The organism is Mesorhizobium sp. WSM4814 (assembly GCF_055811595.1).
In genome coordinates this window covers 59389-84662 of the sequence record NZ_JBVVQT010000018.1, presented here as the reverse complement: position 1 = coordinate 84662, position 25274 = coordinate 59389, and the positions used below count along the sequence as shown (strand labels likewise).

Sequence of the window (25274 nt, the reverse complement as noted above, 5' to 3'; positions counted from 1 at the left end):
GATGTTGCGTCAGCCGGCCTTCGAGCAGTCGGGCTTGGGCGCGCCCGGCAGCTTGCCGTCCGGATGACCGGCAAGCTCTGGATTGGGCGTATAGAGCTGATCGATGACAAGCGGCCGGTCGGGCAGGACCGATTGGTCCTGAGTCGACATCAGCGTGGTGTCGATCTTCTGGAGGACTGCACCTTGGGTATCCTTGATGCTGATCGATATCGCATAGGGCCTGTCCTTAGCGATGCAGGAAAGCGCCGGGCTCTCCAGCGACACCTTGCCGAGCTTCGGCCAGATTTTCTGTTCGACGATCAGCGGCTCGCCGCCTGCTGGGTTCTGGAAGCTGGCAACGGCAACCTGTCCTTCGTCCATAGGCTGCAGCGGCCTCAACGTGACGACAAAGGTTGCCCTTGCGAGGCGATAATTGAAGACGACCAGCCTGCCGGAAATCTCGAACAATCTGCCTTCGCCGTCCTTGCCGGTATCGCGGCAGGCGCCGAGCGTTGCCGCTGCCACGAGCATGGCGCCGACAACGGCCAGGCGCAGGATTTTCCTAGACATTGGCGGTCCCTTCGGCTGCCGTTCGGCGGCGATAGTGGCGACTTGCCTTCTGGCGGTTGCCGCACACCGCCATGTCGCACCAACGACGGCTGGAATTGCGGCTTCGGTCGAGAAACAACCAGCTGCAATTGGGGCAGATCCTCAGCCTTGCGACGGTGTCAGCCTGCAGCAGCGACAGTGCGGAAACCGCCAGTGCCGCCTCGAAGGCGATGGGCGTCGCCGGCTCGCCGAACGGCCGTCCCGGCGCACCGATCTCGGTGCGGCCGTCCGCGAGACCGTCGGCGCAGGCCTTCAGGAAGCCAGGCAGATCGCCTGTAGTGACCGCGCCCTTCGACACCGCACGACGAAACAGCCGGTCGGTCGTCTCGCGGATCGCCAGCACGACCGGCGCGATCTTGTCCGGGAACGGCGCTTCGAGCCGCCTGCCGCCAAGCTCGGCGGCGCGAAAGACGCTCGCCGCGTCGGCGAAACGGGCGATCTCTGCCGGATCCTTGAACCGGTCGAAGGTTCTCCGGGGATCGCCGCGCAGCACGACGGTGTTCGCCGTGTCGAGCGCAAGAAGGCCGCCAGTGAAGCGGTGCGGGATCCAGGAAACCGTCATGGGCGCCATTTCTAACCGATAAGCTGCGTTTGACAAGTTAGATTGCCGATGCAAATCTGCTCCGCACGGACGCGGTTCTCCGCGATCCAAGGACATTGGCATGCTCTATTTCTTCCAGCAGGTGCTGAACGGGCTGCATTCCGGCGCGCTCTATGCCCTGCTCGCCTTCGGCTATGTGCTGACCAACGGCATCCTGCACCGGACGAACCTCGCCTATGGGGCGCTGTTCGCCTTTTGCGGACAGACGATGATCCTCACCGCGGCCTTCGGCTATCAGGCCCTGTGGCTGACCCTGTTCGCGGCCGTCGCGCTCGGTATTGTCGCGGCGTTCCTGTATGCGGGGCTGATCAGCCATGTCCTGTCGCGCAGCATCTTCGAGCCGCTGGCCGATCGCACGCCCAAGGCGATCGTGGTGACGACGCTGGGCATATTGCTGCTGCTGTCGGAGGCAAGCCGCATCGCCGCTGACACGCATGATTTGTGGCTGCCGCCAATGCTGGCCCAGCCCATCATTTTTGCGAACGGGGCCAACTTCAATGCCACCCTGACGCTTATCCAATTGCTCGACTGCGGGATCGTCGTGGCAACCATTGTGCTCGCCTCCTGGGCGTTCGCCCGCTCGAGTTTCGGCCGGCGCTGGCGCGCCGTGTCCGACGACCCCAACGCCGCCGCCATGTGCGGCGTCGACGTGCGCGCGGTGTTTCGGCACGCGGTGCTCGCCGGCGGCCTTTGCGCGGCGCTGGCCGGTGTCCTCGCCGGCCTCTACTATGGCAACATCAGCTTTGGCTCCGGCCTGGTCTACGGGCTGAAAATCCTGTTCGTGACGGCGGTGGGCGGCTATCTCTCGCCGTTGCGGGCAGCACTTGGCGCTGCCGCTTTCGGCATGGCCGAATCGCTGTGGGCCGGCTACTTCCCGGTCGAGTGGCGCGACGCCTGGATGTATCTGTTGCTCGTCGCCATGCTGGTGCTGATCGGCGCCGGGCGAGACCAGAGCAAGATCGTCTGACTGCGCCAACCTGGGTAGCGCTAGCCGCAGACGCCACTTTGATTTTTGCGCATGATCCTCCCGCGGCTGTTTCGCCCCTTCCCATGCCACAAGATTGTTTTACTCGGTCTGCCCTGTGTTGACCCGCCGGTCCACGCACGGCATACCGTTGGGCCACATCGAAGCGGCGGAAAACAAGCGGGAATCGGCGCGTCGCTAATACTTTGAGTCACGCATCGTGCTTTCCGAAAATCGACACCGATTTTCGCCGAAGCGTAAAGGGAGGAATGTATGGCAGGGCTTCTCACTCTATCCAGAACGATTGACCGTGTGAACGAGTTCATCGGCAAATGGGTGTCGTGGCTGATCCTGCTGGCAATCCTGGTCAGTGCCGCCAATGCAGTCATCCGAAAGACGTTCGACATGTCGTCGAACGCGTGGCTGGAATTGCAGTGGTATTTGTTCGGCGCCGCCTTCATGCTGGCCGCTGCCTACACGCTTAAGCAGAACGACCATATCCGCATCGACATCGTCTACGGCATGTTCTCGCGCCGCGTGCAGCACTGGATCGACCTTTTCGGCCATCTCTTCTTCCTGATGCCGTTCGTGACGCTGATGGTGATCTATTTCGTCCCCTATGTGTCACTGTCGTTTCACAGCGGCGAAATGTCGAACAATTCCGGCGGGCTGATCATCTGGCCGGCGAAGGCGATTCTGCTGGCCGGCTTTTTCCTGCTCGCGCTGCAGGGCATCTCGGAGATCATCAAGAAGATCGCCATCATGCGCGGCGACATGGACGATCCCACACCGTTCATATCGGTGCATGAACAGGCCGAGCTCGAAGCCAAGGCGCTTGCCGAAGAGGTGCGCTCGTGATCGAGTTCATCGCCCAGAACATGGCGCCGATCATGTTCGCCTCGCTGGTCATCTTCCTGCTGATCGGCTACCCGGTCGCCTTCTCACTCGCCGCCAACGGCCTGCTGTTCTTCTTCATCGGTGTTGTGCTGTCACCCTATTCGGGCGGATCGATCAATCTCGCCTGGCCGCTGCTGCACGCGCTGCCGGATAATTTCTACGGCAGCCGGGTAATGTCGAACGATACGCTGCTGGCCATCCCGTTCTTCACTTTCATGGGCATCGTGCTCGAACGATCGGGCATGGCCGAGGACCTTCTCGACACGATCGGCCAATTGTTCGGACCGATCCGCGGCGGCCTCGCCTATGCCGTGATCTTCGTCGGCGCGCTGCTTGCCGCCACCACGGGCGTGGTGGCTGCCTCCGTCATCGCCATGGGCCTGATCTCGCTGCCGATCATGCTGCGCTACGGCTATGACCGCCGTGTGGCATCCGGCGTCATCGCCGCGTCGGGCACGCTCGCCCAGATCATTCCGCCGTCGCTGGTGCTGATCGTTCTGGCCGACCAGCTCGGCCGCTCGGTCGGCGACATGTATGCGGGTGCGCTGATCCCGGGGATGGTTCTGACCGGCCTTTATACGATGTATATCGTGATCATGTCGATCATTCGGCCGAACTCGATGCCGGCGCTGCCGCTGGAGGCCCGCACCCTCGGCCACGGTGTCCTGTCGCTGCTGTTCGCGCTGCTGGCGACAGTCGTGGTTTCCTACGCGGCGTATCGCTATCTGGCGCCCTCGCAGGGCCAAAACGCCGACATCCTCGGCGCCACCATCGGTGTGATCCTCATCTATGTCGTGGCAATCGCCGACCAGCGCCTGAAGATCAACATGATGTCGCGGCTGGCGCAGCAGGTGATCATCGTGCTGATCCCGCCACTGGCGCTGATCTTCCTGGTGCTAGGCACCATCTTCCTCGGCATCGCCACGCCGACCGAAGGCGGCGCCATGGGCGCTGTCGGCGCGCTGATCATGGCGGCGATGAAGGGGCGGCTGTCGCTGGATGTGATCAAGCAGGCGCTGGCGTCGACGACGCGGCTGTCGTCCTTCGTGCTGTTCATCCTGATCGGCGCGCGCGTGTTCTCGCTCACTTTCTACGGCGTCAACGGCCATATCTGGGTCGAACACCTCCTGACATCGCTGCCGGGCGGCGAGATCGGCTTCCTGATCGGCGTCAACATCCTCGTCTTCCTGCTCGCCTTCTTCCTCGATTTCTTCGAGCTCGCCTTCATCATCGTGCCGCTTTTGGCGCCGGCCGCCGACAAGCTCGGCATCGACCTGATCTGGTTCGGCGTGTTGCTCGGCGTCAACATGCAGACCAGCTTCATGCACCCGCCCTTCGGCTTCGCGCTGTTCTACCTGCGTTCGGTCGCCGCCCGGGTGCCCTATCTCGATCGCCTCACCGGCAAAAAGATCGCGCCGGTAACCACCGGCCAGATCTATTGGGGGGCGGTGCCCTTCGTGTGCATCCAGGTCATCATGATCGGCTTGACCATCGCCTTCCCGCAAATGGTGATGCACTACAAGGGCACGGCAGCGGACCCGGGCACGATCGACTACCAGGTGCCGGAAACGCCGAGCCTGTCGCCGCTCGGCGTTCCGCCTGCGGATGGCGGCACGGCGCCGACTGCGCCTGCACCGGATCTGTCGCAGCCGCCGAATTTCGGTGAAACGCCGGCTGCCAAGCCGGCAGCGCCAGCGCCCGATCTTTCCAAACCACCGAGTTTCAATTGACGCCGGAGGCTCTACAGACATGAAAGCGGTGCGGCTGGAGGGCGTCGGCAGCATCGCCCTTCGGGAGGTCGACAAGCCCGTGGCCGGGCCGGACGATCTCCTGGTGCGGATCGAGGCATGCGGCGTCTGCGGCACTGACCGGCATCTTTTCCATGGCGAATTTCCCTGTACGCCGCCGGTGACGCTCGGACATGAATTCTCCGGGATCGTCGAGGCGATTGGAACCGCCGTGTCCGGCTTTTCGGTCGGCGATCGCGTCACCGGCGATCCCAACATCGCCTGCGGGCACTGTCCGCACTGCCACGCCGGTCGCATCAATCTGTGCCATAATCTGGTTGCCGTCGGAATCCGCCGCGACGGCGGCTTCGCCGAATATGTCGTGCTGCCTCACAAGCAGGCCTTCCTCCTCCCGAAAGACCTGAGGCCGACGCATGGCGCGTTCTGCGAGCCGCTTGGCTGCTGCCTGCATGGCGTGGACCTGGCGCAGATCAGACCCGGCTCCTCGGTCGCCGTGCTTGGCGGCGGCGTGATCGGCCTGCTCACCGTGCAACTGGCGAGGCTTGCCGGCGCGACGACAATCATCCTGTCGACGCGCCAGGCCTCGCGGCGTGCCCTTGCAGAAGAATTGGGCGCAACAGCGACGGTCGATCCAACCGCTTGCGACATCATCGACACGGTCGTCGGTCCGTCGGGCCTCCTGCCGGGTGGTGTCGATGTGGTGTTCGAATGTGCCGGCGTAAGGGACACGGTCGAGCAATCGATGCGGCTCGCCAGGGCCGGTGGCACGGTTGTCGTCGTCGGCGTGATGCCTCAAGGCATGAAGGCCGAATTCGAGCCTTTCGACCTGTTGTTCCGGGAATTGAGGGTGCTGGGGTCGTTCCTCAATCCGTTTACGCATCGCCGGGCTGCCGATCTCATCGCCTCGGGTGCGATCGAGATCGACAAGCTCATCTCCCGGCAGGTGACGCTTGAGGATGCGGCTGCGGTGATCGCCAATCCGCCTGCGCCAGGCGAGGTCAAGGTGCTGGTGGTACCGGGCTGATCAGAAAATAGAATCGCTTCGGCGTCACGCGTCCGAAGAACGCGTGGCGCCGAAACTGTTGTCAGAGTTTGCCGCTGCGCTGCTGGACCATCATGAAGGTGTCGTAGTTGTACTCGGCCACCTGCGCCCAGAGATAGTGCTCCTTGCGGAACGCCTTGATCGAGTCCCATATCTTCTTGAACGGCGCGTTCGAGGCTTCCATCTCGGCATAGACCTCGTTTGCCTTTTCGGAGCAGGCTGCCAGGATTTCCGGGCTGAACGGGCGCAATTTGGCGCCCGCGGACACCAGTCGCCTCACGGCCGCCGGATTCAGAAAGTCGTATTTCTGCAGCATGTTGGCGTCGGCGGCCTGCGCGGCGGTGCGCACCAGCGCCTTGTAGGCCGGCGAAAGCTCCTCGTATTTCGCCTTGTTGAACATCAGATGGACGGTCGGCCCGCCTTCCCACCAGCCGGGATAATAGTAATTGGGCGCGACCTTGTAGAAGCCGAGCTTCTCATCGTCATAAGGGCCGACCCATTCGGCAGCGTCGATGGTGCCTTTTTCCAGCGCCGGATAGATGTCGCCGCCGGCGATCTGCTGCGGCACGACGCCGAGCCTTTCCACCACTTTGCCGGCAAAGCCACCGATGCGCATCTTGAGGCCCGAAAGGTCGGCGACGGTGTTGATCTCCTTGCGGAACCAGCCGCCCATCTGCACGCCCGTATTGCCGCCAGGCAGGCCAAAAAGGCCCTGCGTGGCGAGAAACTCGTTGAACAGGTCGATGCCGCCGCCGTGGTAATGCCAGGCATTGATGCCGCGCGCGTTGAGCGAGAACGGAACCGCGGCACCTAGTGCCCATGTCGGGTCCTTGCCCCAATAATAATATGCCACCGTATGGCAGGCCTCGACGGTGCCGGCGGTGGTGGCGTCCGCGGCCTGCAGGCCGGGCACCAGTTCACCGGCAGCGAAGACCTGCACCTGGAAGTTGCCGTCGGTCGCCTCCGAGAGCATCCTGGAAAAGACCTCGGCGCCGCCATAGATCGTATCGAGAGACTTCGGGAAGGACGACGCCAGGCGCCATGTCACTTTCGGGTTGGTTTGGGCGATAGCCGGCGCGGCAAGCGCCGCCGTAGCCGCCGCAGCGCCGACACTGGTGACGCCGGCCTTGCGGATGAATGATCGACGATCCATGAAGTCCTCCCTATTGGATCAACAGACCGACGTTCGGGAGATGCTCTGTGCCCCGGATCGGCTTCGCGGCAAACAATACACGGGCAAGAAGTCGAGTCCAGCCATGGGAGCCGGTTTTGCCGGCGGCGTTTTCGCGAAATACGCGGGCGCGAACACGCCTCCTGCAACTTAAGTCTAACGCCCTTTCCGTGGCTCATGCGAGATGCCGAACTTGTCATGGCAAAGCGCCGTCGGATCGCCTATTTTAAAAGGCAGAACATATCCTTGCACTGAATGGACCCGGATCAAAAAAATGCAGCAGCCGCTAGTCGCCATATCAACCGATGTCCGCCAGTTCGACAACTACACCTGGCATGCCGCTCCGCAGCAATATCTGGAGGCGGCGCTTTCGGCGGCCGGCGTGTTCCCGGTGCTGGTGCCGTCCTTCGGCGACCGGCTCGATTTCGATGAGCTCCTGTCATCGGTCGACGGCGTCATGATCACCGGCTCGAAGTCCAATGTTCATCCCTCGCTCTATGGCGGCGATGCCAGCGAAGCCAACGGCCCCTACGATCCTGCCCGCGACGCCACGACGCTGCCGCTGATCCGCAAGGCAGTGGAGCGCGGCGTGCCGCTGCTCGCCATCTGCCGCGGCATCCAGGAGATGAATGTGGCGCTGGGCGGCACGCTGACCACAGAAATCCAGGAGCGCGAGGGATCGCTGGACCATCGGGCACCGGCGAGCGACAATCAAGACGAACGCTTCGCCATCCGCCAGACCATTTCGATCAAGCCCGGAAGCTGCCTCGCCGACGTGTTCGGGGCAGGCGACATCATGGTCAATTCGGTGCACCGCCAGGCCATCGACCGGCTCGGCCCGAAGCTGCAGATAGAGGCGGTCGCCAGCGACGGCACGGTCGAGGCGGCTTCGGTGCGCGACGCCCGCGCTTTCGCCGTCGGCGTCCAGTGGCATCCCGAATACTGGGTCAAGTCGGACAGCGTCTCAGCAAGGATATTCCGCGCCTTCGGCGACGCGGTGCGCCTGCACGCCGCGGCGAAATCCGGCGCGTGGGCCGCCGCGGAATAGTTCGTCGGACGTCAACGTCAATCGCTGCCGGCCGCCAGCGACAGCAGCGGCAGGGCTGGTGCGTAGGATTCATACCCGTCGCCGTCGGCGACGCCGAAAGTGACGATCGGGTCGATGCCGTTCGCGCTGAAGGTGACCGTGCCGTCATCCTGCTCACGCCAGAATTTCGCGCGCTCGATGCCGGGCAAGACACGGTGGCAATTCGCAGTGACCGTCAACAACGACAGGCCATGCGCAACCTCAGTGCCGCGCTTGACCGCGCAGGACGCTTCGTCGCCATTGGCCACCAGCCGGTAGTCGCCGGGCGACTGCGCTGACTCATCGGCTGTGCGGCCTTCGCCTCGGCCGCTGTGAAAGAGCTGAACGCTGCCGAACAGCGCGACCACCGCTATCAATGCAGCAAGTGCTTTCATCTGCGTTCTCCGGGTGTTTGGCGATAGATAAAGATGATTTCAAAGCGTTAAACCGTGGTTAACAAATAGGAACGCGTGCCGCTCAGCTGCGCGCCTTGAGCTTTTCCGTTTCCGGCACCGGCGTCAACGCCCTCCCTTTCGAAAACCAGGAAATCAGATTGTCGACGCACAGATCGGCCATGGCGCGGCGGGTATGTTCCGAAGCCGAGCCGACATGCGGCAAAAGTGAAGTGTTGGGGGCGGCGAGCAGCGCCGGCGGCACGTTCGGCTCGTCAGCGAAGACGTCGAGCCCGGCAGCGGCGATGGTGCCGCCGGCAAGCGCCGCGGCAAGAGCTGCCTCGTCGACCGTGCTGCCGCGACCGATGTTGACGAAGACGCCATTCGGGCCGAGCGCCGACAGGATCTCGGCGTTGACCGCCTTTTCCGTCGAGGCGCCGCCGGGCGCCACCGAGATCAGCGTATCGACCGCCTCGGCAAGGCCTTTCAGCGTGCCGTGGTATTCGTAGGGCAAACCTTCGACCTGGCGTCGGTTGTGATAGGCGATCGGCAGCCCAAAGGCCTCCAGCCGGCGCGCAATGGCGAGACCGATGCGGCCCATGCCGAAAATACCGACACGACGGCCGCGCAAGGTCAGCCGGCTTAGCGGATAGTTGCCGTTGCGTGCCCAACTGCCGTCGCGCAGCCAGGTCTCGGCGCGCGGCAGCTCGCGGACGGCGTTGATCAAAAGCCCGATCGCCGTATCGGCGACCTCCTCGGTCAGCACATCCGGCGTGTTGGTGACCATGACGCCGCGCTGCGCTGCGTGACGGGCATCGACCGAATCATAGCCAACGCCGAAATTGGCGATGATCTCGAGGTTCGGCAGCGCGTCGATGAGGGCTGCGTTGATCCCGCCAAAGGCGGCAATGCCGCGCACCGTCCGGCGCATCTCGCCGGTGACCAGCGACGCATCAGGCCGTTCGATCCAGGCGCGGCTGAACGTCCGGTCGATGCGGCCGACCGCGTGGTCGTTGAATTGGCCCGGCACCAGAATGGCGACTGCTTGCTGCTGTTCGGCTTTCGTCATGCACGTTCCACTGGTTTGCCGGTTGACTGGCGCACATGCAGCTCCGGCTTGATCAGTTCCTGCGATGGTCGCACCATCTGCCCATTGAGCTTGTCGAGCAGCGCGCTGGCGGCGCGGCGACCGACTTCACGCTGGCCATTCCACACGGTGGTCAGCGCCGGCGTCGCGATCGCCGCTTCCTCGAGATCGTCATAGCCGGTCACGGATATGTCAATGCCCGGCACCAGCCCAGCGCGTGCAATGCCGTTCATCAGGCCGATGGCGACGAGGTCGTTCCAGCAGCAGGCCGCGGTTGGCTTGTCCTTCAGCGCCAGGAACTGCCCGGCGGCCTCGAAGCCAGCCTGTTTGGTGCGCGGCCCGGGGATGCGCCAGGACGGTCTGACCTCCAGCCCTGCCGCCTCCATGGCGTTGAGATAGCCCTGGTAGCGGTCGCGGCCGGTCGAGGTCTGGTCGGTGCCGCCGATCATGGCGATGCGTTTATGGCCGAGCGAGATCAGATGGTTGGTCGCTAGCCCGGTGCCATAGGCATCGTCGCCACGAAACACCGGCACGTCAGCGCCTTCGACGGTGCGTGCGATCAGCACCGCCGGCAGACCGTTTTCCTCGGCCATGAAGATGTCTTCGGGCGGCGTGCCGATGGCCGGCGACATGATGACGCCGTCGGCGCCAAGCTGCAAAAGCGTGTCTATGAAGGTGCGCTGCTTTTCGAGCTGGTCGTAATGGTTCGACAGGATGAAGGTCTGCCGGCTGCGGTCGAGCTCGCTTTCGATCGAGCGCAGGATCTCGGCGAAGAAGGGATTCATGATATCGTGGACGACGACGCCGACGATGCCCGAACGCGAGGTGCGCAGACTGGCGGCGCGGCGATTGTAGATATAGCCGATGGCGCGGGCATGTTCCTTGATGCGGTCGCGGGTGAGTCCAGCAACCAGCGGGCTGTCGCGCAGGGCCAGCGAGACCGTGGCCGTGGACACACCGAGCGCATCCGCGATCGTCGAAAGCTTGATCTTCTGTGCCAGCGCCTTGCGCTCCCCCGACGATCTAGAGCTGATCCATGATCTCCAGCGAAAGCCGGATGCCCGTTTTCGGAATCATGATCTAAACAGTTTAAACGCGGCCTTATGCCACCCTTCCGAAACAAATCAAAGTTTTTTTGCCAGCGCCTCCACCTCGACGTCGATGGCAGCGCGGTTGCGCACGCGAAGCCGGTGCTCGCGATGAGCGATACAAAAGCCGCTGGCGACGATGACGGCAGCGCCGAGGACACCAAGCATCAACAGGTTGAACCAGTGTCGATATGCATCAGGGATGCATTCGGGCACCCTTGGTGATCTTGTCGACAAGCTTCTTTTCAGCGCGCAGCGCGATGCCGACGACCTTGGCGTCGTCGGGTGCGAATTCGGCAAAGACGGCGCGGTTCGCCGCGTCGTGGCCGGTCGAAAACATTTCCTCGACGTAGAGCGAGGTCTTCACACCGCGCTCCAGCGCCCGCCGGTGGATCGCACTGAGCGTCGAGCGATCGGCCGAAAGCACGATGATCGGCTGGATCGAGAGCGGATTGTAGATATTGCCGGCGCGGTCGCGATAGGGTTCGCCGATGATATCGCTATACTGCGCGACGATGCCGCTGGTCAGGAACGCGGTGACGTTGAGCTTTTGCCAGACGGGAAGATCGTCCTGCAGCACGATTGCAAATTTCGTGTCGAACATGAGACATTTGCCATTCGAGGTTTGTGAATGAAGCGATGTCGCACGATCTAGATGGCGAGGCCTTTCAGGGTCTTGGACGTTTGTGCGTTGACGCGGCTGAGAACTGCGTCATCTCGGCACCCGATTGCGTCGGAATGGAGCGTATCGAGGCCCGGTTCCACGGCAGCGCCTTCGATCTCCATCGTCACGATACCTACGCCATCGGCGTGACGCTGCATGGCGTCCAGACCTTCCGGTATCGCGGCGCTACGCATCACAGCCTGCCCGGCCAGATCATCGTGCTCCATCCCGACGAATTGCACGATGGCGGCGCCGGCACTGAAGACGGTTTGCGTTACAGGATGCTTTATCTGGAGCCGTCGATCGTGCTGGACTGCCTCGATCAGCCAGGCGCGTCGCTGCCTTTCGTCAGGAATGCCGTGGTGACGGATCCTGTTTTCCGCACGCGGCTGCTTTCGGCGCTGGGGCCGTTGGACCAGAAGCTGGATGATCTGTTTGTCGCCGACTTCGTTGCGCAATTGATGCAAAGCCTGGCACGGCATTCAGGCCTGCCGGCGAAACCGATCGCAAGGACAGCGTGGCGGGCTGTCAGCCTGGCACGCGACTATCTGGAAGAAAATGTTTTCCGTACCGTCCGTTCCGAGGAACTGGAGGCGATCACCGGGCTCGATCGCTACGCCCTGTCGCGGCATTTCCGTGCCGCTTTCTTTACCAGTCCGCACCGCTTTCTCTTGATGCGCCGGCTTCAGCGAGCACGCCGAATGATAGAGGCGAGCCAGTCATTGGCTGAGATCGCAATAGCGGCCGGTTTCAACGACCAAAGTCATTTCAGCAGGCACTTCAAGAAGGCGTTCGGAATCACGCCGGGCCGCTGGTCGGCATTGGTCCATGGATCGTCAGCAGCCGCTGCCTGACGGCGTCGGCCGCGGATCATTCGTCGGCGTCGATCTCATCATCGACGAGAACCATCTCTCCATTCGAGAGGTTCGCCTCAACGCGGGCGAGCAGCTTGAACAGCGCCTTCTGGTCCTTTTTATCGAGCCCCTTCAACGCCTGCTTCTCGGTCTTCTTCACCGATTTCTCGATGGCATGAATGATTTCGCGGCCAGTGTCGGTCAGAAAGATATGGGCCTGGCGGGCATCGGCGGAAGAAGCGCGTTTTTCCAGAAAGCCTTGCGCCTGCAGCCGGTTGATGGTCTTGGTGATGGTCGGCGGGCGAACACCGAGGCGACCGGCAAGATTGCCGGGCGTCTGCCCGTCCTCACGGTCGAGCGCCAGCATGATCTGGTCCTGGCCGGCATAGAAGCCGTGCGCCAAAAGCCGCGCGGCGAGTGCCGTACGCGCCAGCCGCGCCGCCGAATGCAGCCGGCTCATTGTCGCAGTCTTGTCCGCCTTGGCCATGGCTATCCCTCTTCGGCCGAACCGGTGTGGACAGCATAGAGGCAGCCGCCCGGTTGGCAATGGACGATCAAAAAAGATCCGGCTTTGCAAAACAGCTTTGCCGGCAAGCAATGCGGTGTCCGCCGAGGCTAATGCCAGATGTTTATTTCAGTTAGATGACAAACGACTTTTCAGCGCAGGTGGTCGCGTTCGGCAGGAACGCCGCACCGATGCGGGTCTCAATCAGCCCTCACCGCGACGATCATCAAGGCCTGGTAGGCGTCCGCCACCTCGCGCAGCGCCGCCTGCGAAAGCGGCCCGGCGCGCCGCGCGATACCGTCCCTGGCGTTCGACGTATCCCGCTTGCCGGACCGGTCGGTGTAGGGCGCGACAGTAGTGAATATCTGTTCGCTCAGGCCGTCGGGGAAAAACAGCTGGCCGGTCATCACCGAATTGTCGTTGGGGAAGACTTTGAAATGGATGTGGGTGGTGCGGCCGCGATACCAGCCGGGATAGATGGTGGCGAACGAGACGATGCCGCTGTCATCGGTCTTTTGCCAACCGCGCAGAAAACTCTGGCCTGACGTATCGACATCCTGGCCGTCGCCTTGTCCCGGATAGCCTGAATAATGGCCTTGCGCGTCGCAATGCCAGATATCGACCCGCGCGCCGGCAAGCGGCCGGCAGCCTGCGTCGATGACCTGCAGCCGCAGATTGAGGGCAATGCCCGCTTTGCCTTCGGTGATACCGGCGCGTTCGAGCTTCGGGTCGAAATAGAACGGGCCCTCGGTCGCTTCCGGTGTGATCGCGCAGACGCCGGCGCCGCTATCGAACAGGGCAAGCCCGGCATAGGGCGAGGCCTGCTGCGCCAGCGCGATGCCCGGCAGAAAGACACCGCCGCCCGCGCTAACGGCAATGAGGCCAAGCGCCTGGCGCCGGCTCAATGGCAAGGAGGACGGTTTGTCGGACATCCGGCGCCTCTTTTTGGTTTCTGTCGAGCAAGCTGGCTTGGTCCTATCTAGTCAGTGAGACCAGCCAACGCCAATGAAAACCCGGCATGTTGGGAAAACCCGGCAATGTTGGCGACCTGTTTGGCCCATCGGTTGCCACGTGCAAAAGCATGGCGTGCATCCTATATGGAGCCAACAATCCTTTTCGAGGCCCAACATGAGCGATGCACAGACGATACAAATCCCCGTAACCGTTCTCACCGGCTATCTTGGCGCCGGCAAGACGACGCTGCTAAACCGCATCCTTTCGGAAAGCCACGGCAAGCGCTACGCCGTCATCGTCAATGAGTTCGGTGAGATCGGCATCGACAACGAGTTGATCGTGGAATCCGACGAGGAAATCTACGAGATGAACAATGGTTGCGTCTGCTGCACGGTGCGCGGCGACCTGATCCGCGTCGTCGAGGGCTTGATGCGCCGGCCAGGCCGCTTCGACGCCATCGTGATCGAGACGACCGGCCTCGCCGATCCGGTGCCGGTGGCGCAGACCTTCTTCATGGACGACGACGTGCGCTCCAAGACCAGGCTCGACGCGGTGGTGGCGCTGGTCGACGCCAAGCACCTGCCGTTGCGGCTGAAGGATTCCCGCGAAGCCGAGGACCAGATCGCCTTTGCCGATGTCGTCGTGCTCAACAAGACCGATCTCGTCACGCCGGAGGAACTGAGCAAGGTCGAGGCGACGATCCGCGCGATCAACCCGGCGGCCCGGATCCATCGCACCACGCGCGCCGGCCTGGCGCTGTCCGAGGTGCTCGACCGCGGCGCCTTCGACCTTTCCCGGGCGCTGGAGAACGATCCGCATTTCCTCGAGGCGCGTGACGACCACGACCATCATGACCACGACCATCATGACCATGACCATCATGACCATGATCATCACGATCATGACGGGCATCATCACCATGATCACGCGCACCCGTCCGATATCCATGACGTGACGGTGCAGTCGGTGTCTCTGCGGGGCGGCGAGATGGACCCGAAAAAATTCTTCCCCTGGATCGAGAAGATCACCCAGATGGAAGGCCCTAACATCCTGCGTCTGAAAGGGATCATCGCGCTTAAAGGCGATGACGAGCGCTACGTCATTCAGGGCGTGCACATGATCATCGAGGGCGACCACCAGCGCGCCTGGAAGGACGGCGAGAAGCACGAGAGCCGGCTGGTCTTCATCGGCCGCGAACTCGACGCCGAGCGGCTGAAGAAGAGTTTTGATGCCTGCCAGGCGTAACGGACCGAATAAGGATTGATTATTGCCTTGTGTACACATATCATGTGTACGTGAGTGGCACAAAAGAGGACAGGTCATGTCCAGATCCGCCGACAATAAAACCGAACGTTTTCAGATGCGCATTCCACCGGCGCAGAAGGCGATCATCGCCCGCGCTGCGGCGCTGTCGCACAAGGACATGGCCGATTTCATCCTGGACAAGATCGTACCCGAAGCGCAGGCCGTGATCGAAGCTGCCGAGGTGATGAGGGTTTCCAACCGCGACTTCACACGCATCCTTGACCTACTTGAGAACCCGCCGAAACCCAATGCCAGGCTGCGAGCGGCGATTGCCGCCTTGCCGGATACTCTGTGACGCTTCCGTTCTGGCACGAGGAGCCGATTGCGAAACGGCACGATCGGGCTTCTTTCGATTGCGGTGATGCGCAGATGAACGATTTTCTGCGGCGGTTCGCACGGCAGAGCCACGATCAGAACGCGGCCAAGACCTTCTGTGCAATCGACAACGTGGCTTCGGACCGGGTCCTCGGTTTCTATACAATTGCCCCTTCCGCTGTAGCTCATGAAGCAGTGCCCGACGCCATGACGAAAGGCTTGGCGCGACACGAGGTTTCCGGCTTCAAGCTTGGCCGGCTTGCAACCGACCGGGCCGTCGCCGGGCAAGGGCTCGGAGGTCAGTTGCTAGCCGTCGCCGCGTTGCGCTGCCTGCGGCTTGCAGGTGAGGGCGGCGGCATCCTGCTCATCATCGACGCCAAGAACGAGCGGGCAGCACGGTGGTATGCCAGGTATGGTGCCGAGAGCCTCCAAGGCCAGGATTTGACCTTGGTGATGCCATTGGCCACGTTCGCAACTGGTCTGCGGGCCAAGGGACTGCTTTGACGATCGCCTGTCGCCACAATTGTGGTTTCGATGCAGATCCTCATGGTTGCCGGAACCGCAAACGTCGAGTAAGCCGCCTAAGCCGCCCCTGCAATCTTGTCCAGCCGTGAACCACGATAGCCATGCCCACAGTCGCCCCGCTTGATCTCCAGGGACATTGCATCGCCGCCGTTTTCCTTGGCGACGTGCCGCATTTCGCGCTGGCCGACGGCACGATCCATCGGCTGGACCATGGCCACAAGACGGCGCAGGCCAATGACGGGCTGCTCGCCGCCTTCCACGATGCGGCCAACGACCGGCTGATCACCGGCGGCGAGGACGGCAAGATTTTTTCCGTTACCGCCGGCGGCAATGCGACAGAATTGGCCAACGCCGGGAAGAAATGGATCACCAGCGTCGCCGCCGGACCACAAGGCGCTGTCGCCTATGCCTCGGGCAAGATCGCGATCGTGCGTTTCGCCGACGGCAAGACCAAGGAATTCTTGCATCCGCGTTCGGTCGAGGGGCTGGCGTTCTCGCCCAAGGGCATGCGCTTCGGCGTCGCCCGCTACAATGGCGCGACGCTGCATTTCCCGGCGGCGAACGGCAAGCCGGTCGAGCTGGAATGGGCCGGCGCCCATACCGGCATCACCTTCTCGCCGGATGGCGCCTTCCTCGTCACCACCATGCAGGAGAACGCGCTGCATGGCTGGAAGCTCGCCGACGGCAAGCACATGCGGATGAGCGGCTATCCCGGCAAAGTCAAAAGCCTGTCGTGGGCGCCCAAGGGAAAATGGCTGGCCAGTTCCGGAGCCCCGGCGGCGATCGTCTGGCCGTTTTCGGGCAAGGACGGGCCGATGGGCAAGGCGCCGCTGGAACTCGGCACGCGCGGCAACGCCATGGTGACCTCGGTCGCATGCCATCCAAGCCAGGATGTCGTCGCCGTCGGCTATGACGACGGCATGGTGATGGCGGTGCGTTTCGCCGACGCCAAGGAGGTGCTTCTGCGCCGACCGGGCAAGGGCGCCATTACCTCGATGATGTGGGACAAGCAAGAACGCCGCGTCGCCTTCGGCAGCGCCGCCGGCGACTGCGGCGTCATCGATATTTCGGCCTAGGGCCGTAGGGGAGTAGGGCAGTAGGGGAGTAAGGGAGTAAGGGAGTAAGGCAGCTATTCCCCTACTGCCCTACTGCCCTACTGCCCTACTGCCCTACTGCCCTACTGCCCTACTGCCCTACTCCCCTACTCCCCCTATTTGAGGGCATTCATGCATACAATCGACCATTCAAAGACGGCCATCAGTGGCATCGGCCCTGCCCGCATCGCCGATCTGCGTGAGACCGAAGCAGAAGCCTTCCGCAAGGCAAGGCCGAAATCGGCAGCCAAGGTCGGCAACGGCCTGCCGGGCTTCTTCGGCGGCGTGCCGATGCACTGGATGAACGACTGGCCGACGCCGTTCCCGCTACTGGTCGACAGCGCCAGAGGCGCCACTATCACTGACATCGACGGCAATCGGCTCGACGATTTCTGCCTCGGCGACACCGGCTCGATGTTCGGCCACTCGCCGCCGCCGGTCGCCCTCGCCATCCGTAGGCAGGCCGGGCGCGGCCTGACCTACATGCTGCCTTCAGAAGATGCGGTCGCTATCGGCCCGTTGCTGCAACAGCGCTTCGGCCTGCCGTTCTGGCAGATCGCGACAACGGCGACCGATGCCAACCGCTTCGCGCTGCGCGTCGCCCGCGCCATCACCGGCCGGGAAAAGATCCTGGTCTTCAACGGCTGCTATCACGGCTCGGTCGATGAGACGATGGTGCGGCTGGTCGACGGCAAACCGGCCAACCGACCGGGACTGGCCGGCGAATTCCGCGACCTGACCCGGGCGACCGATGTCGTCGAGTTCAACGATTTGTCGGCGCTTGAGACAGCACTCCGGGACCAGCAAATCGCCTGTGTCGTCACCGAGCCGGTGCTGACCAATTCCTGCATGGTGCTGCCCGACCCCGGCTTCCACGAGGCGCTGCGGCGTCTCACCCGCGCTGCCGGCAGCCTGCTGCTGATCGACGAGACGCACACGATCTCGACCGGTCCCGGCGGCTACACCAGGAAACACGGCCTGGAGCCGGACTTGTTCGTGCTCGGCAAGTCGATCGCCGGCGGTGTGCCGGCCAGTGTGTGGGGGATGAGCGAAGACGTCGCCACCCGCTACGCCGACTATGTCAGAACCAAGGAACCAGGCTATTCCGGCATGGGCACGACGCTCTCGGCCAATCCGCTGCAGTTCGCGGCGATGCGCGCCACGCTCGAAGAGGTGATGACCGACGAGAACTATAGCCATATGGACCATCTGGCGCGGCAGCTCGACGCCGGGCTGACCGCCGTCATCGACCGTTACCGCCTGCCTTGGCATGTTGCCCGAGTCGGCGCCCGCGTCGAGTTCATCTGCGCACCCGGCCCGCTGAGGAATGGCGGCGAGGCGGAAGCAGCGCACGCACCGGCGCTCGAAGCGGCTGTGCATGTTGCGCTGGTCAATCGCGGCGTGCTGATCGCGCCGTTCCACAACATGATGCTGATCTCGCCGGCGACCAGCGCTGCCCAGGTGAACCGCCTGATCACGGCCTTTGGCGCGGTTGCGGCAAGGCTCGCGGCATGAGACAAGCTTGCACATGAGAGAAGCGCAGAAGCAAACTTTGAACGCCATCATCGCCTCCCCTTCGGGCTCGACGCCCGCCGAGGCGCAAACCTTTCTCGACGCCCATCCCGAGATCGAAGCGTTCGACATCGTGCTGACCGATGCCAATGGCGTCGGGCGTGGCAAGATCGTGCGCCGGCACGAGTTGATGAGCATCTTCGAGGGCGGCAGGCATATGCCGATCTCGATCCTCGGCCTCGACATCACCGGCGAGGACGTGCACGAGACCGGACTGATCTGGACGACGGGCGACGGCGACCTGCGGGCATGGCCGATCCCCGGCACGCTGGTGCCGCTGTTCGGCACACAGCCGCCGCGCGGCCAGGTGCTGATGGCGATGTACCATCTCGATGGCCAGCCGATGTCCTCCGACCCGCGCCTGGCGCTGGGCCGGCAGGTGGAGATACTGGCGGCCAAGGGCCTGCATCCGGCCGGCGCCTTCGAGCTCGAATTCTTCCTGCTTGCCAACGAGCGCGACGCCGACGGCAAGGTGCAGCCGGCGCACGCGGTGCTCGACGGCCGCCGCTCGGCCAAGACAGAGGTCTATTCCGTCGACCATCTGCACGGCATGGAGCCGCTGTTTTCCGATATCTATGCCGCGGCCAGGGTGCAAGGCATCCCGGCCGAGACGGTCATTTCCGAATATGCGCCCGGCCAGTACGAACTGACGCTTAACTATCGCAAGGACGTGATGCGGGCCGCCGACGACCTCGTCATGCTGAAACGGCTGGTGCGGGCGCAGGCGCGCCGCCACGGCGTCACTGCCTGCTTCATGGCCAAGCCGATCGAGAAATACGCCGGCTCCGGCATGCATTTCCATGTCTCGCTGCAGGACAAGGCCGGCGACAACGTCTTTGCCGAAGCCAGCGGCGAGACCTGGTCCTTGCCGCTGCTGCGCGGACTGGGCGGCCTCATCCAGACCATGGCCGAATCGATGCTGGTGTTTGCACCGCACGCCAATTCATGGCGGCGTTTCGTTTCGCAATCCTATGCGCCGGTGGCGCCGACCTGGGGCGTCAACAACCGCTCGGTGGCATTGCGCGTGCCGGCTGGCGACGCGAAAAACCGGCGCATCGAGCACCGGCCGTCGGGCGTCGACGCCAACCCCTATCTGGTGGCGGCAACCGTGCTGGCCGGCATCGTCAAGGGTCTCGATGAGGGCCTCGATCCAGGCCCCGAAACCACCGGCAATGGCTACGAATCAGCAATCACGCGCACCACCATGCCGGTGGACTGGCGCGCCGCGATCGAGGCGGCAAGGGCCTCGACATTCCTCAAAGCGGCGCTGGGGGAAGACCTGCACCGAACATTCGTGGCGATCAAGCAATCCGAATATCTGCGGGTAGCGCGCACGGTCAGCGAACTGGATTATCATCTCTATCTGCACGAGGTGTGAGGCATCGCATCGCCGGTCATTCGCCCAGCGAAAGCCGGGTCCCGGCTATTTGAAGGAACCTTTCTGGGGCTTCGCTCATTCCGCATCTGATCGCAGCAGCGGGCAAGGCCGCATCAGCCATGATCGCCAGGATGCAGACAAATTCTCCAAACCACGCCAAGGTGCAGGCAAGACGCTGGCCCAAGCCTGAATTGCCTGAGACGGCAGAAGACGATGGCGCAAGCACCATTCCCGAACTCAGCGAAGTGGCGAAGGCCTGTCGCCGCTGCCCGCTGTGGCGCAACGCAACGCAGACCGTGTTCGGCGAAGGGCCTGACAAGGCCAAGGTGGTTTTCGTCGGTGAACAGCCAGGCGACCAGGAGGATCTGGCCGGCAAACCTTTCGTCGGTCCGGCGGGAAAAGTCTTCGACGCCATCCTGGACGATGCCGGCGTCGACCGGCTGAAAGTCTATGTCACCAATGCGGTCAAGCATTTCAAGTTCGAGCCGCGCGGCAAGCGGCGCATCCACTCGAAGCCGAATGCCGGCGAGGTGCAGGCCTGCCGCTGGTGGCTCGACAGGGAGCTCGATCTGATCAAGCCCAATCTGGCGGTGGCGCTCGGCGCAACGGCGGCGCAGTCGCTGCTCGGCAAGGTCGTGCCAATCATGAAGATGCGCGGCGCGGTCGTGGAGCGGGACGATGGCTTGCCTGTGTTCGTCACCATCCACCCGTCCTTCATCCTGCGTATTCGCGAGCCGGCGGACAAGCAGGCCGAACGCGAGCGGTTCCTGCAGGACATGAAGGCAGTGAAAAAGCTGATGGCCGCCTGACCCCTATCTGATCAGGATTGCCCTCAAATCATTGACGTTCGTTCCGGTCGGGCCGGGCACGAAGAGATCGCCGACGGCGTTGAATGCCGTCCAGGCATTGTTGCCGGCAAGCATCGCCTTGGCATCGACGCCTGCCGCCCGCATCCGCGACACCGTCGAGCCGTCGGCAAAGGCGCCGGCATTGTCCTGCGAACCGTCGATGCCATCGGTGTCAGCGGCCAGTGCATGGGCGCCCTCCATGCCGCTGATGCCGATGGCGAAGGCAAGCAGAAACTCGGTGTTACGACCGCCCTTGCCCTTCGCCCGCACCGTCACCGTCGTCTCGCCGCCTGATAGAATCAGCACGGGCTTCGGGAAAGGCCGGTTGCGCGTCGCGACTTCACGGGCGATTGCCGCATGGACACCCCCAACTTCGCGCGCTTCGCCCTCGATGGAATCGGAGAGGATGGCCGCCTCGATGCCATGGCGCCTGGCTTCGGCCGCAGCCGCTTCCAGCGAGACGCCGGCCGAGGCGATCAGATGCACTTCGTTGCGCGAAAAACGCGGATCATCGACGCGCGGCGCATCGGCGGCCGGCGAATTGATATGCGCCATCACGGCAGCCGGCAGTTCCATGCCATAGCCGGCGATCGATGCCAGCGCCTCTTGGCGGTTGCCGGAATCGGGAACGGTCGGGCCGGAAGCGACCAGCGCCGGATTGTCGCCGGGAATGTCGGAGACGACCAGCGACACCAGCTTTGCCGGATAGGCAGCTGCCGCCAGCCTGCCGCCCTTGATGGTGGAAACATGCTTGCGGATGGTGTTCATGGCGGCGATCGGCGCGCCGCAGGCGAGCAGCGCCTCGTTGACGGCGATCTCGTCGGCCAGCGTCAAACCTTCGGCGGGCGCCGGCAGCAGCGCCGAGCCACCGCCGGAGATGAGCGCCACGACCAGATCGTCCGCGGTCAGCCCCTGCACCTTTTCGAGCAGCCGGCGCGACGCTTCGAGCCCTGCGGCATCCGGCACCGGATGCGCCGCCTCGATGATCTCGATGCACTGGCATGCCGCGCCATAGCCGTAGCGGGTGACGACCAGCCCTTCGATCGGCCCGTCCCACACTTTTTCGAAAGCCGCCGCCATCTGCGCCGAGCCTTTTCCTGCACCAATGACGATGGTGCGCCCCTTCGGCATTGCCGGCAGATGATCCCTGATCGTCCTCTGCGGATCAGCGGCGGCAACGGCGGCATTGAAGATGGCGGCGAGGAAGGATTTGGGATCGAGCGCGGTCATTTTGCTTCCGGCGGCAGTGCCAGCTCGCGCCCGTCGACGCCGAGGTGGCTGCACAGCGCATCGACGACGACGCCGTGATCCTCACGCTCCGGCAGGCCCGAGACCGCGATCACACCGATGACGCCGGCACCTTTGACCGTTATGGGAAAGCCACCACCGGCCAGCACATAGTCCGATATGTCGAGCCCCTCGCCCGGCTTGAAGCTGCGGTCGGGACGCTGCTGCTCCAGCACCATGCGGTAGGTGCTTTTCAGGAACCGCTGCACCACGTTGATCTTGCGCCGCGCCCAATCCGGATTGGAGGCGTTCGAGCCCGGCATTGCCGCGTAAAACAGCGGCCGGTCGAAGGTCCTGATGTCGACGATGATCGGCAAGCTCTGGGCCAGTGCCCGGTCGCGGATCGTCGAGCCGATCTTGAAGGCGATAGCTTCATCGAAGACCGAGAAGACAAGCTCGGCTTCCTGTTTCTGGATCAGAGCGATATCGTCTGCAACGGCCATGTCGTTCCCCTATCAACGTCGCGGCACCCTTTGACCGATGGCTGCCGCTGGGTCAAGCGGGACGTGTGGGATAGCTAAACCGCCATATCGGTCTTCATCGCCCGCCCGGCGACGTAGACCTCGCGCACGGCGCGGTCGTCGCCCAGCGTCTGCAGCAGAAACAGCTCCTCCGCCAACGTGTCCGCCGTCTCCATCCGCAGCCGCATGGCCGGCGTGGCGCGGGCATCGAGGACGACGATGTCGGCATCGCTGCCTTGGTCGAGCGTGCCGATCCTTTCCACGATCGACAGCGCCTCGGCATTGCCGCGGGTGAGCTGCCAGAACGACTGGAACGGATTGAGCTTCTCGCCGTTCAGCGCGATCACCTTGTAGCCCTCATCCATGGTGCGCAGCATCGAGTAATTGGTGCCGCCGCCGATATCGGTGGCGGTGGCAATGCGGAGTGGTTTTTCGCGGCGGCGGTAACGCTGATAATCGAACAGGCCCGAGCCGAGGAACAGGTTCGAGGTCGGACAGAACACGGCGACCGAGCCCGTGTCCGAAAGCGCATCCGCCTCGCGTTCCGAAAGATGGATGCAGTGGCCGAACAGGCTTTTGCGCCCGAGCAGCCCATAGCGCTCGTAAACATCGGTATAGTCGCGTGCCTGCGGATAGAGTTGCAGCGTAAAGGCGATCTCGGCGTGGTTTTCCGACAGATGCGTCTGCATGTGCAGATCAGGATATTCGCGGCAGAGCGCGCCCGCCATTTCCAACTGTTCGGGCGAGGAGGTGATGGCGAAGCGCGGCGTGATGGCATAGTGCTGGCGCCCCTTGCCATGCCACTCCTTAATCAGCGCCTTGCTGTCGTCATAGGCCGATTGCGGCGTGTCGAGCACGCCCTCCGGCGCGTTGCGATCCATCATCACCTTGCCGGCGATGTTGAGCATGTTGCGGTCATGCGAGTCGGCGAAGAACGCTTCGGCCGATTCCCTGTGGACCGAGCAATAGGCGGCGACTGTCGTCGTGCCGTGGCGCACCATCTCGTCGAGGAACAGCCTGGCGATGCGGCGGCCGTGCTGGGCGTTCTGGAATTTGGTTTCCGCGGGAAAGGTGTAAGTGTTCAGCCAGTCGAGCAGCTCGGCGCCGTAGGAGGCGATAACCTGCATCTGCGGAAAATGCGCATGCGCGTCGATGAAACCAGGCAGCAGCAAATGCGGGCGGTGGTCGATCTTTTTTGCGCCTTCATCAGCCTTTTTCTCGACGTCGGCATAGGCGCCCGCGGCAACGATCCTGCCGTTGCGAAGCAGCAGGCCGCCGTCGTCCTCGTAGCGCCAGGCGGAATGGTCTTCGACGGTCTCAGGCCAGCGCAGGAAGGACAGCGTGCGGCCGCGCAGGAGCGTGCTGGTCATGCCTATTTCCCCGCCTCCTCGAACCATGCCACCAGCAGCGCCCGCTCCTTGTCGGTGATATGGGTGACGTTGGCGGGCGGCATCGCGTGGCTGCGGCCGGCCTGCAGGTAGATCTCGCGGGCCTGCCCGGCGATACCGGCGTCCGTGTCGAGCATCACACCTTTCGGCGCGTGATAGATGCCCTCGTAGGACGGCTCCTGCGCATGGCACATCGAGCAACGGCCAAGCACCGTATCGCGCACTGCGGGAAAATGCGCCGAGGCGATATAGACCTGTGCCGTCGAGGACGCCTTGACTTCGCCGGTCAGCACTTTCGGCGCGGTCGACAGCCAGATGATGACGACGAACAGGACGGCGGCCGCCAGCCAGATCCAGGTCGGGTTGCCCTTGCGCGCATGCATGGTGTTGAAATAGTGCCGGATCAGCACGCCGATGATGAAAACCAACGAGGCGATCACCCAGTTGAACTGGGTAGCAAACGCCAGCGGGTAGTGGTTCGACAGCATCAGGAAGAGAACGGGCAGCGTCAGGTAATTGTTGTGCAGCGAGCGCTGCTTGGCGATCTTGCCGTATTTCGGATCTGGCTTCCTGCCGGCGATCAGGTCGGCGACGACGATCTTCTGGTTCGGAATGATGACCATGAAGACATTGGCCGACATGATCGTCGCGGTGATGGCGCCAAGATGCAGGAAAGCGGCGCGGCCGGTGAACAGATGGGTAAGACCCCAGGCGATGAACACCAGCACGCCATAGAGCACCAGCATCAGGCCGGTGTCGCTCCTGCCAAGCGGCGAACGGCATAAGAGATCGTAGACCACCCAGCCGACGCCGATCGTCGCCAGCGACAGCAAGATGCCTGTAGGCACCGACATGGCAAGCACGTTGGGATCGATCAGGAAGAGGTCCGCGCCGGCATAGTAGACGACGCACAGCATGGCAAAGCCCGACAGCCAGGTAGCGTAGGATTCCCATTTGAACCAGGTCAGGTGCTCAGGCATTTCGGTCGGCGCCACGAGATATTTCTGGATGTGGTAGAAGCCGCCGCCATGCACCTGCCATTCTTCGCCGAAGGCGCCGACAGGCATACCCGGACGCTGGCGCAAGCCGAGATCGAGCGCGACGAAATAGAAAGACGAGCCGATCCAGGCTATGCTGGTGACGACATGCAGCCAGCGCACGGCGAAACTCAGCCAGTCCCAGAAAATCGCAAAATCGATCATTGAAAAGTCGTCCCTGCCGATTGGGTGACTTTACGGACTGGAGCGCAAACGGAAAGGGCCGAGCGGCACGATGACTTTCAAAAAAAAATGGAAAATACTACAGCGCCGCGCGTCCCTTGGACGCGCAAAGGACGCTGTAGAACTTTATCTGGTGCATGATCCTTTCCGAAAATCGATTCCGATTTTTCGGGGTCATGCACTAGCGCCGCGCGTCCCTTGGACGCGCAAAGGACGCTGTAGAACTTTATCTGGTGCATGATCCTTTCCGAAAATCGATT

General features: G+C 63.1%; 26 protein-coding genes and 2 pseudogenes. 13 read left to right on the top strand and 15 right to left on the bottom strand.

Translation table 11 applies throughout. The annotated features are described in order from the left end of the window. Positions 1 to 9 precede the first annotated feature (9 nt). Positions 10 to 549, bottom strand: coding sequence for a hypothetical protein (locus AC0L2V_RS23640; protein WP_473521349.1), 540 nt, complete (start codon positions 547 to 549; stop codon positions 10 to 12). Continuing rightward, entirely contained in the window at positions 542 to 1150 is a 609-nt protein-coding gene (locus AC0L2V_RS23635; RefSeq protein WP_473521348.1) for a CGNR zinc finger domain-containing protein, read from the bottom strand. Before AC0L2V_RS23635 ends, AC0L2V_RS23640 begins: the two co-directional genes overlap by 8 nt. Positions 1151 to 1250: 100 nt before the next feature. Between AC0L2V_RS23635 and AC0L2V_RS23630 the strand changes: the two genes are divergently transcribed. The 4 genes from AC0L2V_RS23630 (at position 1251) to AC0L2V_RS23615 (ending at position 5822) form a co-directional block, all read left to right on the top strand. Then, positions 1251 to 2156, top strand: coding sequence for a branched-chain amino acid ABC transporter permease (locus AC0L2V_RS23630; RefSeq protein WP_473521347.1), 906 nt, complete (start codon positions 1251 to 1253; stop codon positions 2154 to 2156). Positions 2157 to 2426: 270 nt separating this feature from the next. Continuing rightward, a complete protein-coding gene (locus tag AC0L2V_RS23625) occupies positions 2427 to 3011 on the top strand; it encodes a TRAP transporter small permease subunit (protein ID WP_287239047.1) in 585 nt (194 codons plus the stop codon). Further along, the gene (locus AC0L2V_RS23620) at positions 3008 to 4780 is read left to right on the top strand and encodes a TRAP transporter large permease (RefSeq protein WP_473521346.1); all 1773 of its coding nucleotides are present in this window, start codon (positions 3008 to 3010) and stop codon (positions 4778 to 4780) included. The genes AC0L2V_RS23625 and AC0L2V_RS23620 overlap by 4 nt, the downstream gene beginning before the upstream one ends. Before the next feature lie 19 nt (positions 4781 to 4799). Further along, entirely contained in the window at positions 4800 to 5822 is a 1023-nt protein-coding gene (locus AC0L2V_RS23615) for a zinc-dependent alcohol dehydrogenase family protein (RefSeq protein ID WP_473476408.1), read from the top strand. Positions 5823 to 5883: 61 nt separating this feature from the next. On the opposite strand, the gene AC0L2V_RS23610 is transcribed toward AC0L2V_RS23615, so the two are convergent. Next, a complete protein-coding gene (locus AC0L2V_RS23610; RefSeq protein WP_023796809.1) occupies positions 5884 to 6993 on the bottom strand; it encodes a TRAP transporter substrate-binding protein in 1110 nt (369 codons plus the stop codon). A 292-nt stretch (positions 6994 to 7285) separates the two neighbouring features. Between AC0L2V_RS23610 and AC0L2V_RS23605 the strand changes: the two genes are divergently transcribed. Then, a complete protein-coding gene (locus AC0L2V_RS23605) occupies positions 7286 to 8059 on the top strand; it encodes a gamma-glutamyl-gamma-aminobutyrate hydrolase family protein (RefSeq protein ID WP_473521345.1) in 774 nt (257 codons plus the stop codon). 17 nt (positions 8060 to 8076) lie between these two features. Here AC0L2V_RS23605 and AC0L2V_RS23600 read toward each other — a convergent pair whose 3' ends face one another. From AC0L2V_RS23600 to AC0L2V_RS23580, 5 genes and pseudogenes are all read right to left on the bottom strand, one after another. Next, entirely contained in the window at positions 8077 to 8472 is a 396-nt protein-coding gene (locus AC0L2V_RS23600; RefSeq protein WP_473476415.1) for a hypothetical protein, read from the bottom strand. Between the two features lie 82 nt (positions 8473 to 8554). Next, positions 8555 to 9538, bottom strand: coding sequence for a 2-hydroxyacid dehydrogenase (locus tag AC0L2V_RS23595; RefSeq protein WP_473521344.1), 984 nt, complete (start codon positions 9536 to 9538; stop codon positions 8555 to 8557). Beyond that, positions 9535 to 10557 carry a LacI family DNA-binding transcriptional regulator gene (locus tag AC0L2V_RS23590; RefSeq protein WP_287072773.1) on the bottom strand — a complete coding sequence of 341 codons (1023 nt, stop codon included), beginning with the start codon at positions 10555 to 10557 and terminating at the stop codon, positions 9535 to 9537. The genes AC0L2V_RS23595 and AC0L2V_RS23590 overlap by 4 nt, the downstream gene beginning before the upstream one ends. Before the next feature lie 123 nt (positions 10558 to 10680). After that, positions 10681 to 10803 (bottom strand): annotated as a pseudogene (locus tag AC0L2V_RS23585) (EamA/RhaT family transporter); the annotation flags it as partial. A 37-nt stretch (positions 10804 to 10840) separates the two neighbouring features. Continuing rightward, the gene (locus AC0L2V_RS23580) at positions 10841 to 11248 is read right to left on the bottom strand and encodes a DUF2000 family protein (RefSeq protein WP_473476418.1); all 408 of its coding nucleotides are present in this window, start codon (positions 11246 to 11248) and stop codon (positions 10841 to 10843) included. Positions 11249 to 11283: 35 nt separating this feature from the next. Between AC0L2V_RS23580 and AC0L2V_RS23575 the strand changes: the two genes are divergently transcribed. Beyond that, entirely contained in the window at positions 11284 to 12162 is an 879-nt protein-coding gene (locus AC0L2V_RS23575; RefSeq protein ID WP_473521343.1) for an AraC family transcriptional regulator, read from the top strand. Between the two features lie 16 nt (positions 12163 to 12178). On the opposite strand, the gene AC0L2V_RS23570 is transcribed toward AC0L2V_RS23575, so the two are convergent. Next, positions 12179 to 12649, bottom strand: coding sequence for a MarR family winged helix-turn-helix transcriptional regulator (locus tag AC0L2V_RS23570; protein WP_023796815.1), 471 nt, complete (start codon positions 12647 to 12649; stop codon positions 12179 to 12181). Between the two features lie 218 nt (positions 12650 to 12867). Further along, on the bottom strand, positions 12868 to 13599 hold the full coding sequence (locus AC0L2V_RS23565) for an intradiol ring-cleavage dioxygenase (protein WP_473521342.1): 732 nt from the start codon (positions 13597 to 13599) through the stop codon (positions 12868 to 12870). A 196-nt stretch (positions 13600 to 13795) separates the two neighbouring features. On the opposite strand from AC0L2V_RS23565, the gene AC0L2V_RS23560 reads away from it, so the two are divergent. From AC0L2V_RS23560 to AC0L2V_RS23530, 7 genes are all read left to right on the top strand, one after another. Further along, positions 13796 to 14866: a CobW family GTP-binding protein gene (locus AC0L2V_RS23560; protein ID WP_473521341.1), complete on the top strand. Its 1071-nt coding sequence runs from the start codon at positions 13796 to 13798 to the stop codon at positions 14864 to 14866. A 76-nt stretch (positions 14867 to 14942) separates the two neighbouring features. Continuing rightward, entirely contained in the window at positions 14943 to 15221 is a 279-nt protein-coding gene (locus tag AC0L2V_RS23555; RefSeq protein ID WP_473495376.1) for a type II toxin-antitoxin system TacA family antitoxin, read from the top strand. Then, complete coding sequence (locus AC0L2V_RS23550; RefSeq protein WP_473521340.1) at positions 15218 to 15745, top strand: GNAT family N-acetyltransferase; 528 nt, start codon at positions 15218 to 15220, stop codon at positions 15743 to 15745. The genes AC0L2V_RS23555 and AC0L2V_RS23550 overlap by 4 nt, the downstream gene beginning before the upstream one ends. A 122-nt stretch (positions 15746 to 15867) precedes the next feature. After that, positions 15868 to 16842: a WD40 repeat domain-containing protein gene (locus AC0L2V_RS23545; protein ID WP_473476429.1), complete on the top strand. Its 975-nt coding sequence runs from the start codon at positions 15868 to 15870 to the stop codon at positions 16840 to 16842. A gap of 150 nt (positions 16843 to 16992) precedes the next feature. Further along, on the top strand, positions 16993 to 18375 hold the full coding sequence (locus AC0L2V_RS23540; protein ID WP_473507808.1) for an aspartate aminotransferase family protein: 1383 nt from the start codon (positions 16993 to 16995) through the stop codon (positions 18373 to 18375). A 13-nt stretch (positions 18376 to 18388) separates the two neighbouring features. Next, positions 18389 to 19810, top strand: coding sequence for a glutamine synthetase family protein (locus AC0L2V_RS23535; RefSeq protein WP_473507809.1), 1422 nt, complete (start codon positions 18389 to 18391; stop codon positions 19808 to 19810). A gap of 86 nt (positions 19811 to 19896) precedes the next feature. Beyond that, positions 19897 to 20619 carry a UdgX family uracil-DNA binding protein gene (locus AC0L2V_RS23530; RefSeq protein ID WP_473508065.1) on the top strand — a complete coding sequence of 241 codons (723 nt, stop codon included), beginning with the start codon at positions 19897 to 19899 and terminating at the stop codon, positions 20617 to 20619. 3 nt (positions 20620 to 20622) lie between these two features. Here AC0L2V_RS23530 and AC0L2V_RS23525 read toward each other — a convergent pair whose 3' ends face one another. The 5 genes and pseudogenes from AC0L2V_RS23525 to AC0L2V_RS23505 all read right to left on the bottom strand — a co-directional run. Beyond that, positions 20623 to 21888 carry a glycerate kinase type-2 family protein gene (locus tag AC0L2V_RS23525; protein WP_473507810.1) on the bottom strand — a complete coding sequence of 422 codons (1266 nt, stop codon included), beginning with the start codon at positions 21886 to 21888 and terminating at the stop codon, positions 20623 to 20625. Further along, positions 21885 to 22388, bottom strand: coding sequence for a heme-degrading domain-containing protein (locus AC0L2V_RS23520; RefSeq protein WP_473507811.1), 504 nt, complete (start codon positions 22386 to 22388; stop codon positions 21885 to 21887). The genes AC0L2V_RS23525 and AC0L2V_RS23520 overlap by 4 nt, the downstream gene beginning before the upstream one ends. 74 nt (positions 22389 to 22462) lie before the next feature. Then, positions 22463 to 23776: a guanine deaminase gene (guaD, locus tag AC0L2V_RS23515; protein WP_473507812.1), complete on the bottom strand. Its 1314-nt coding sequence runs from the start codon at positions 23774 to 23776 to the stop codon at positions 22463 to 22465. 2 nt (positions 23777 to 23778) lie between these two features. Further along, positions 23779 to 24996, bottom strand: coding sequence for a urate hydroxylase PuuD (locus AC0L2V_RS23510; protein WP_473507813.1), 1218 nt, complete (start codon positions 24994 to 24996; stop codon positions 23779 to 23781). A gap of 77 nt (positions 24997 to 25073) precedes the next feature. Next, positions 25074 to 25274 (bottom strand): annotated as a pseudogene (locus AC0L2V_RS23505) (hypothetical protein); the annotation flags it as partial.

Coding starts and splice junctions, on each gene's coding strand:
- AC0L2V_RS23565 (WP_473521342.1), bottom strand. CDS start 13,599: ATGTCCGACAAACCGTCCTCCTTGCCATTGAGCCGGCGCCAGGCGCTT.
- AC0L2V_RS23625 (WP_287239047.1), top strand. CDS start 2,427: ATGGCAGGGCTTCTCACTCTATCCAGAACGATTGACCGTGTGAACGAG.
- AC0L2V_RS23535 (WP_473507809.1), top strand. CDS start 18,389: ATGAGAGAAGCGCAGAAGCAAACTTTGAACGCCATCATCGCCTCCCCT.
- AC0L2V_RS23595 (WP_473521344.1), bottom strand. CDS start 9,538: ATGACGAAAGCCGAACAGCAGCAAGCAGTCGCCATTCTGGTGCCGGGC.
- AC0L2V_RS23640 (WP_473521349.1), bottom strand. CDS start 549: ATGTCTAGGAAAATCCTGCGCCTGGCCGTTGTCGGCGCCATGCTCGTG.
- AC0L2V_RS23525 (WP_473507810.1), bottom strand. CDS start 21,888: ATGACCGCGCTCGATCCCAAATCCTTCCTCGCCGCCATCTTCAATGCC.
- AC0L2V_RS23615 (WP_473476408.1), top strand. CDS start 4,800: ATGAAAGCGGTGCGGCTGGAGGGCGTCGGCAGCATCGCCCTTCGGGAG.
- guaD (WP_473507812.1), bottom strand. CDS start 23,776: ATGACCAGCACGCTCCTGCGCGGCCGCACGCTGTCCTTCCTGCGCTGG.
- AC0L2V_RS23580 (WP_473476418.1), bottom strand. CDS start 11,248: ATGTTCGACACGAAATTTGCAATCGTGCTGCAGGACGATCTTCCCGTC.
- AC0L2V_RS23575 (WP_473521343.1), top strand. CDS start 11,284: ATGTCGCACGATCTAGATGGCGAGGCCTTTCAGGGTCTTGGACGTTTG.
- AC0L2V_RS23600 (WP_473476415.1), bottom strand. CDS start 8,472: ATGAAAGCACTTGCTGCATTGATAGCGGTGGTCGCGCTGTTCGGCAGC.
- AC0L2V_RS23635 (WP_473521348.1), bottom strand. CDS start 1,150: ATGACGGTTTCCTGGATCCCGCACCGCTTCACTGGCGGCCTTCTTGCG.
- AC0L2V_RS23540 (WP_473507808.1), top strand. CDS start 16,993: ATGCATACAATCGACCATTCAAAGACGGCCATCAGTGGCATCGGCCCT.
- AC0L2V_RS23545 (WP_473476429.1), top strand. CDS start 15,868: ATGCCCACAGTCGCCCCGCTTGATCTCCAGGGACATTGCATCGCCGCC.
- AC0L2V_RS23560 (WP_473521341.1), top strand. CDS start 13,796: ATGAGCGATGCACAGACGATACAAATCCCCGTAACCGTTCTCACCGGC.
- AC0L2V_RS23610 (WP_023796809.1), bottom strand. CDS start 6,993: ATGGATCGTCGATCATTCATCCGCAAGGCCGGCGTCACCAGTGTCGGC.
- AC0L2V_RS23555 (WP_473495376.1), top strand. CDS start 14,943: ATGTCCAGATCCGCCGACAATAAAACCGAACGTTTTCAGATGCGCATT.
- AC0L2V_RS23630 (WP_473521347.1), top strand. CDS start 1,251: ATGCTCTATTTCTTCCAGCAGGTGCTGAACGGGCTGCATTCCGGCGCG.
- AC0L2V_RS23520 (WP_473507811.1), bottom strand. CDS start 22,388: ATGGCCGTTGCAGACGATATCGCTCTGATCCAGAAACAGGAAGCCGAG.
- AC0L2V_RS23510 (WP_473507813.1), bottom strand. CDS start 24,996: ATGATCGATTTTGCGATTTTCTGGGACTGGCTGAGTTTCGCCGTGCGC.
- AC0L2V_RS23570 (WP_023796815.1), bottom strand. CDS start 12,649: ATGGCCAAGGCGGACAAGACTGCGACAATGAGCCGGCTGCATTCGGCG.
- AC0L2V_RS23605 (WP_473521345.1), top strand. CDS start 7,286: ATGCAGCAGCCGCTAGTCGCCATATCAACCGATGTCCGCCAGTTCGAC.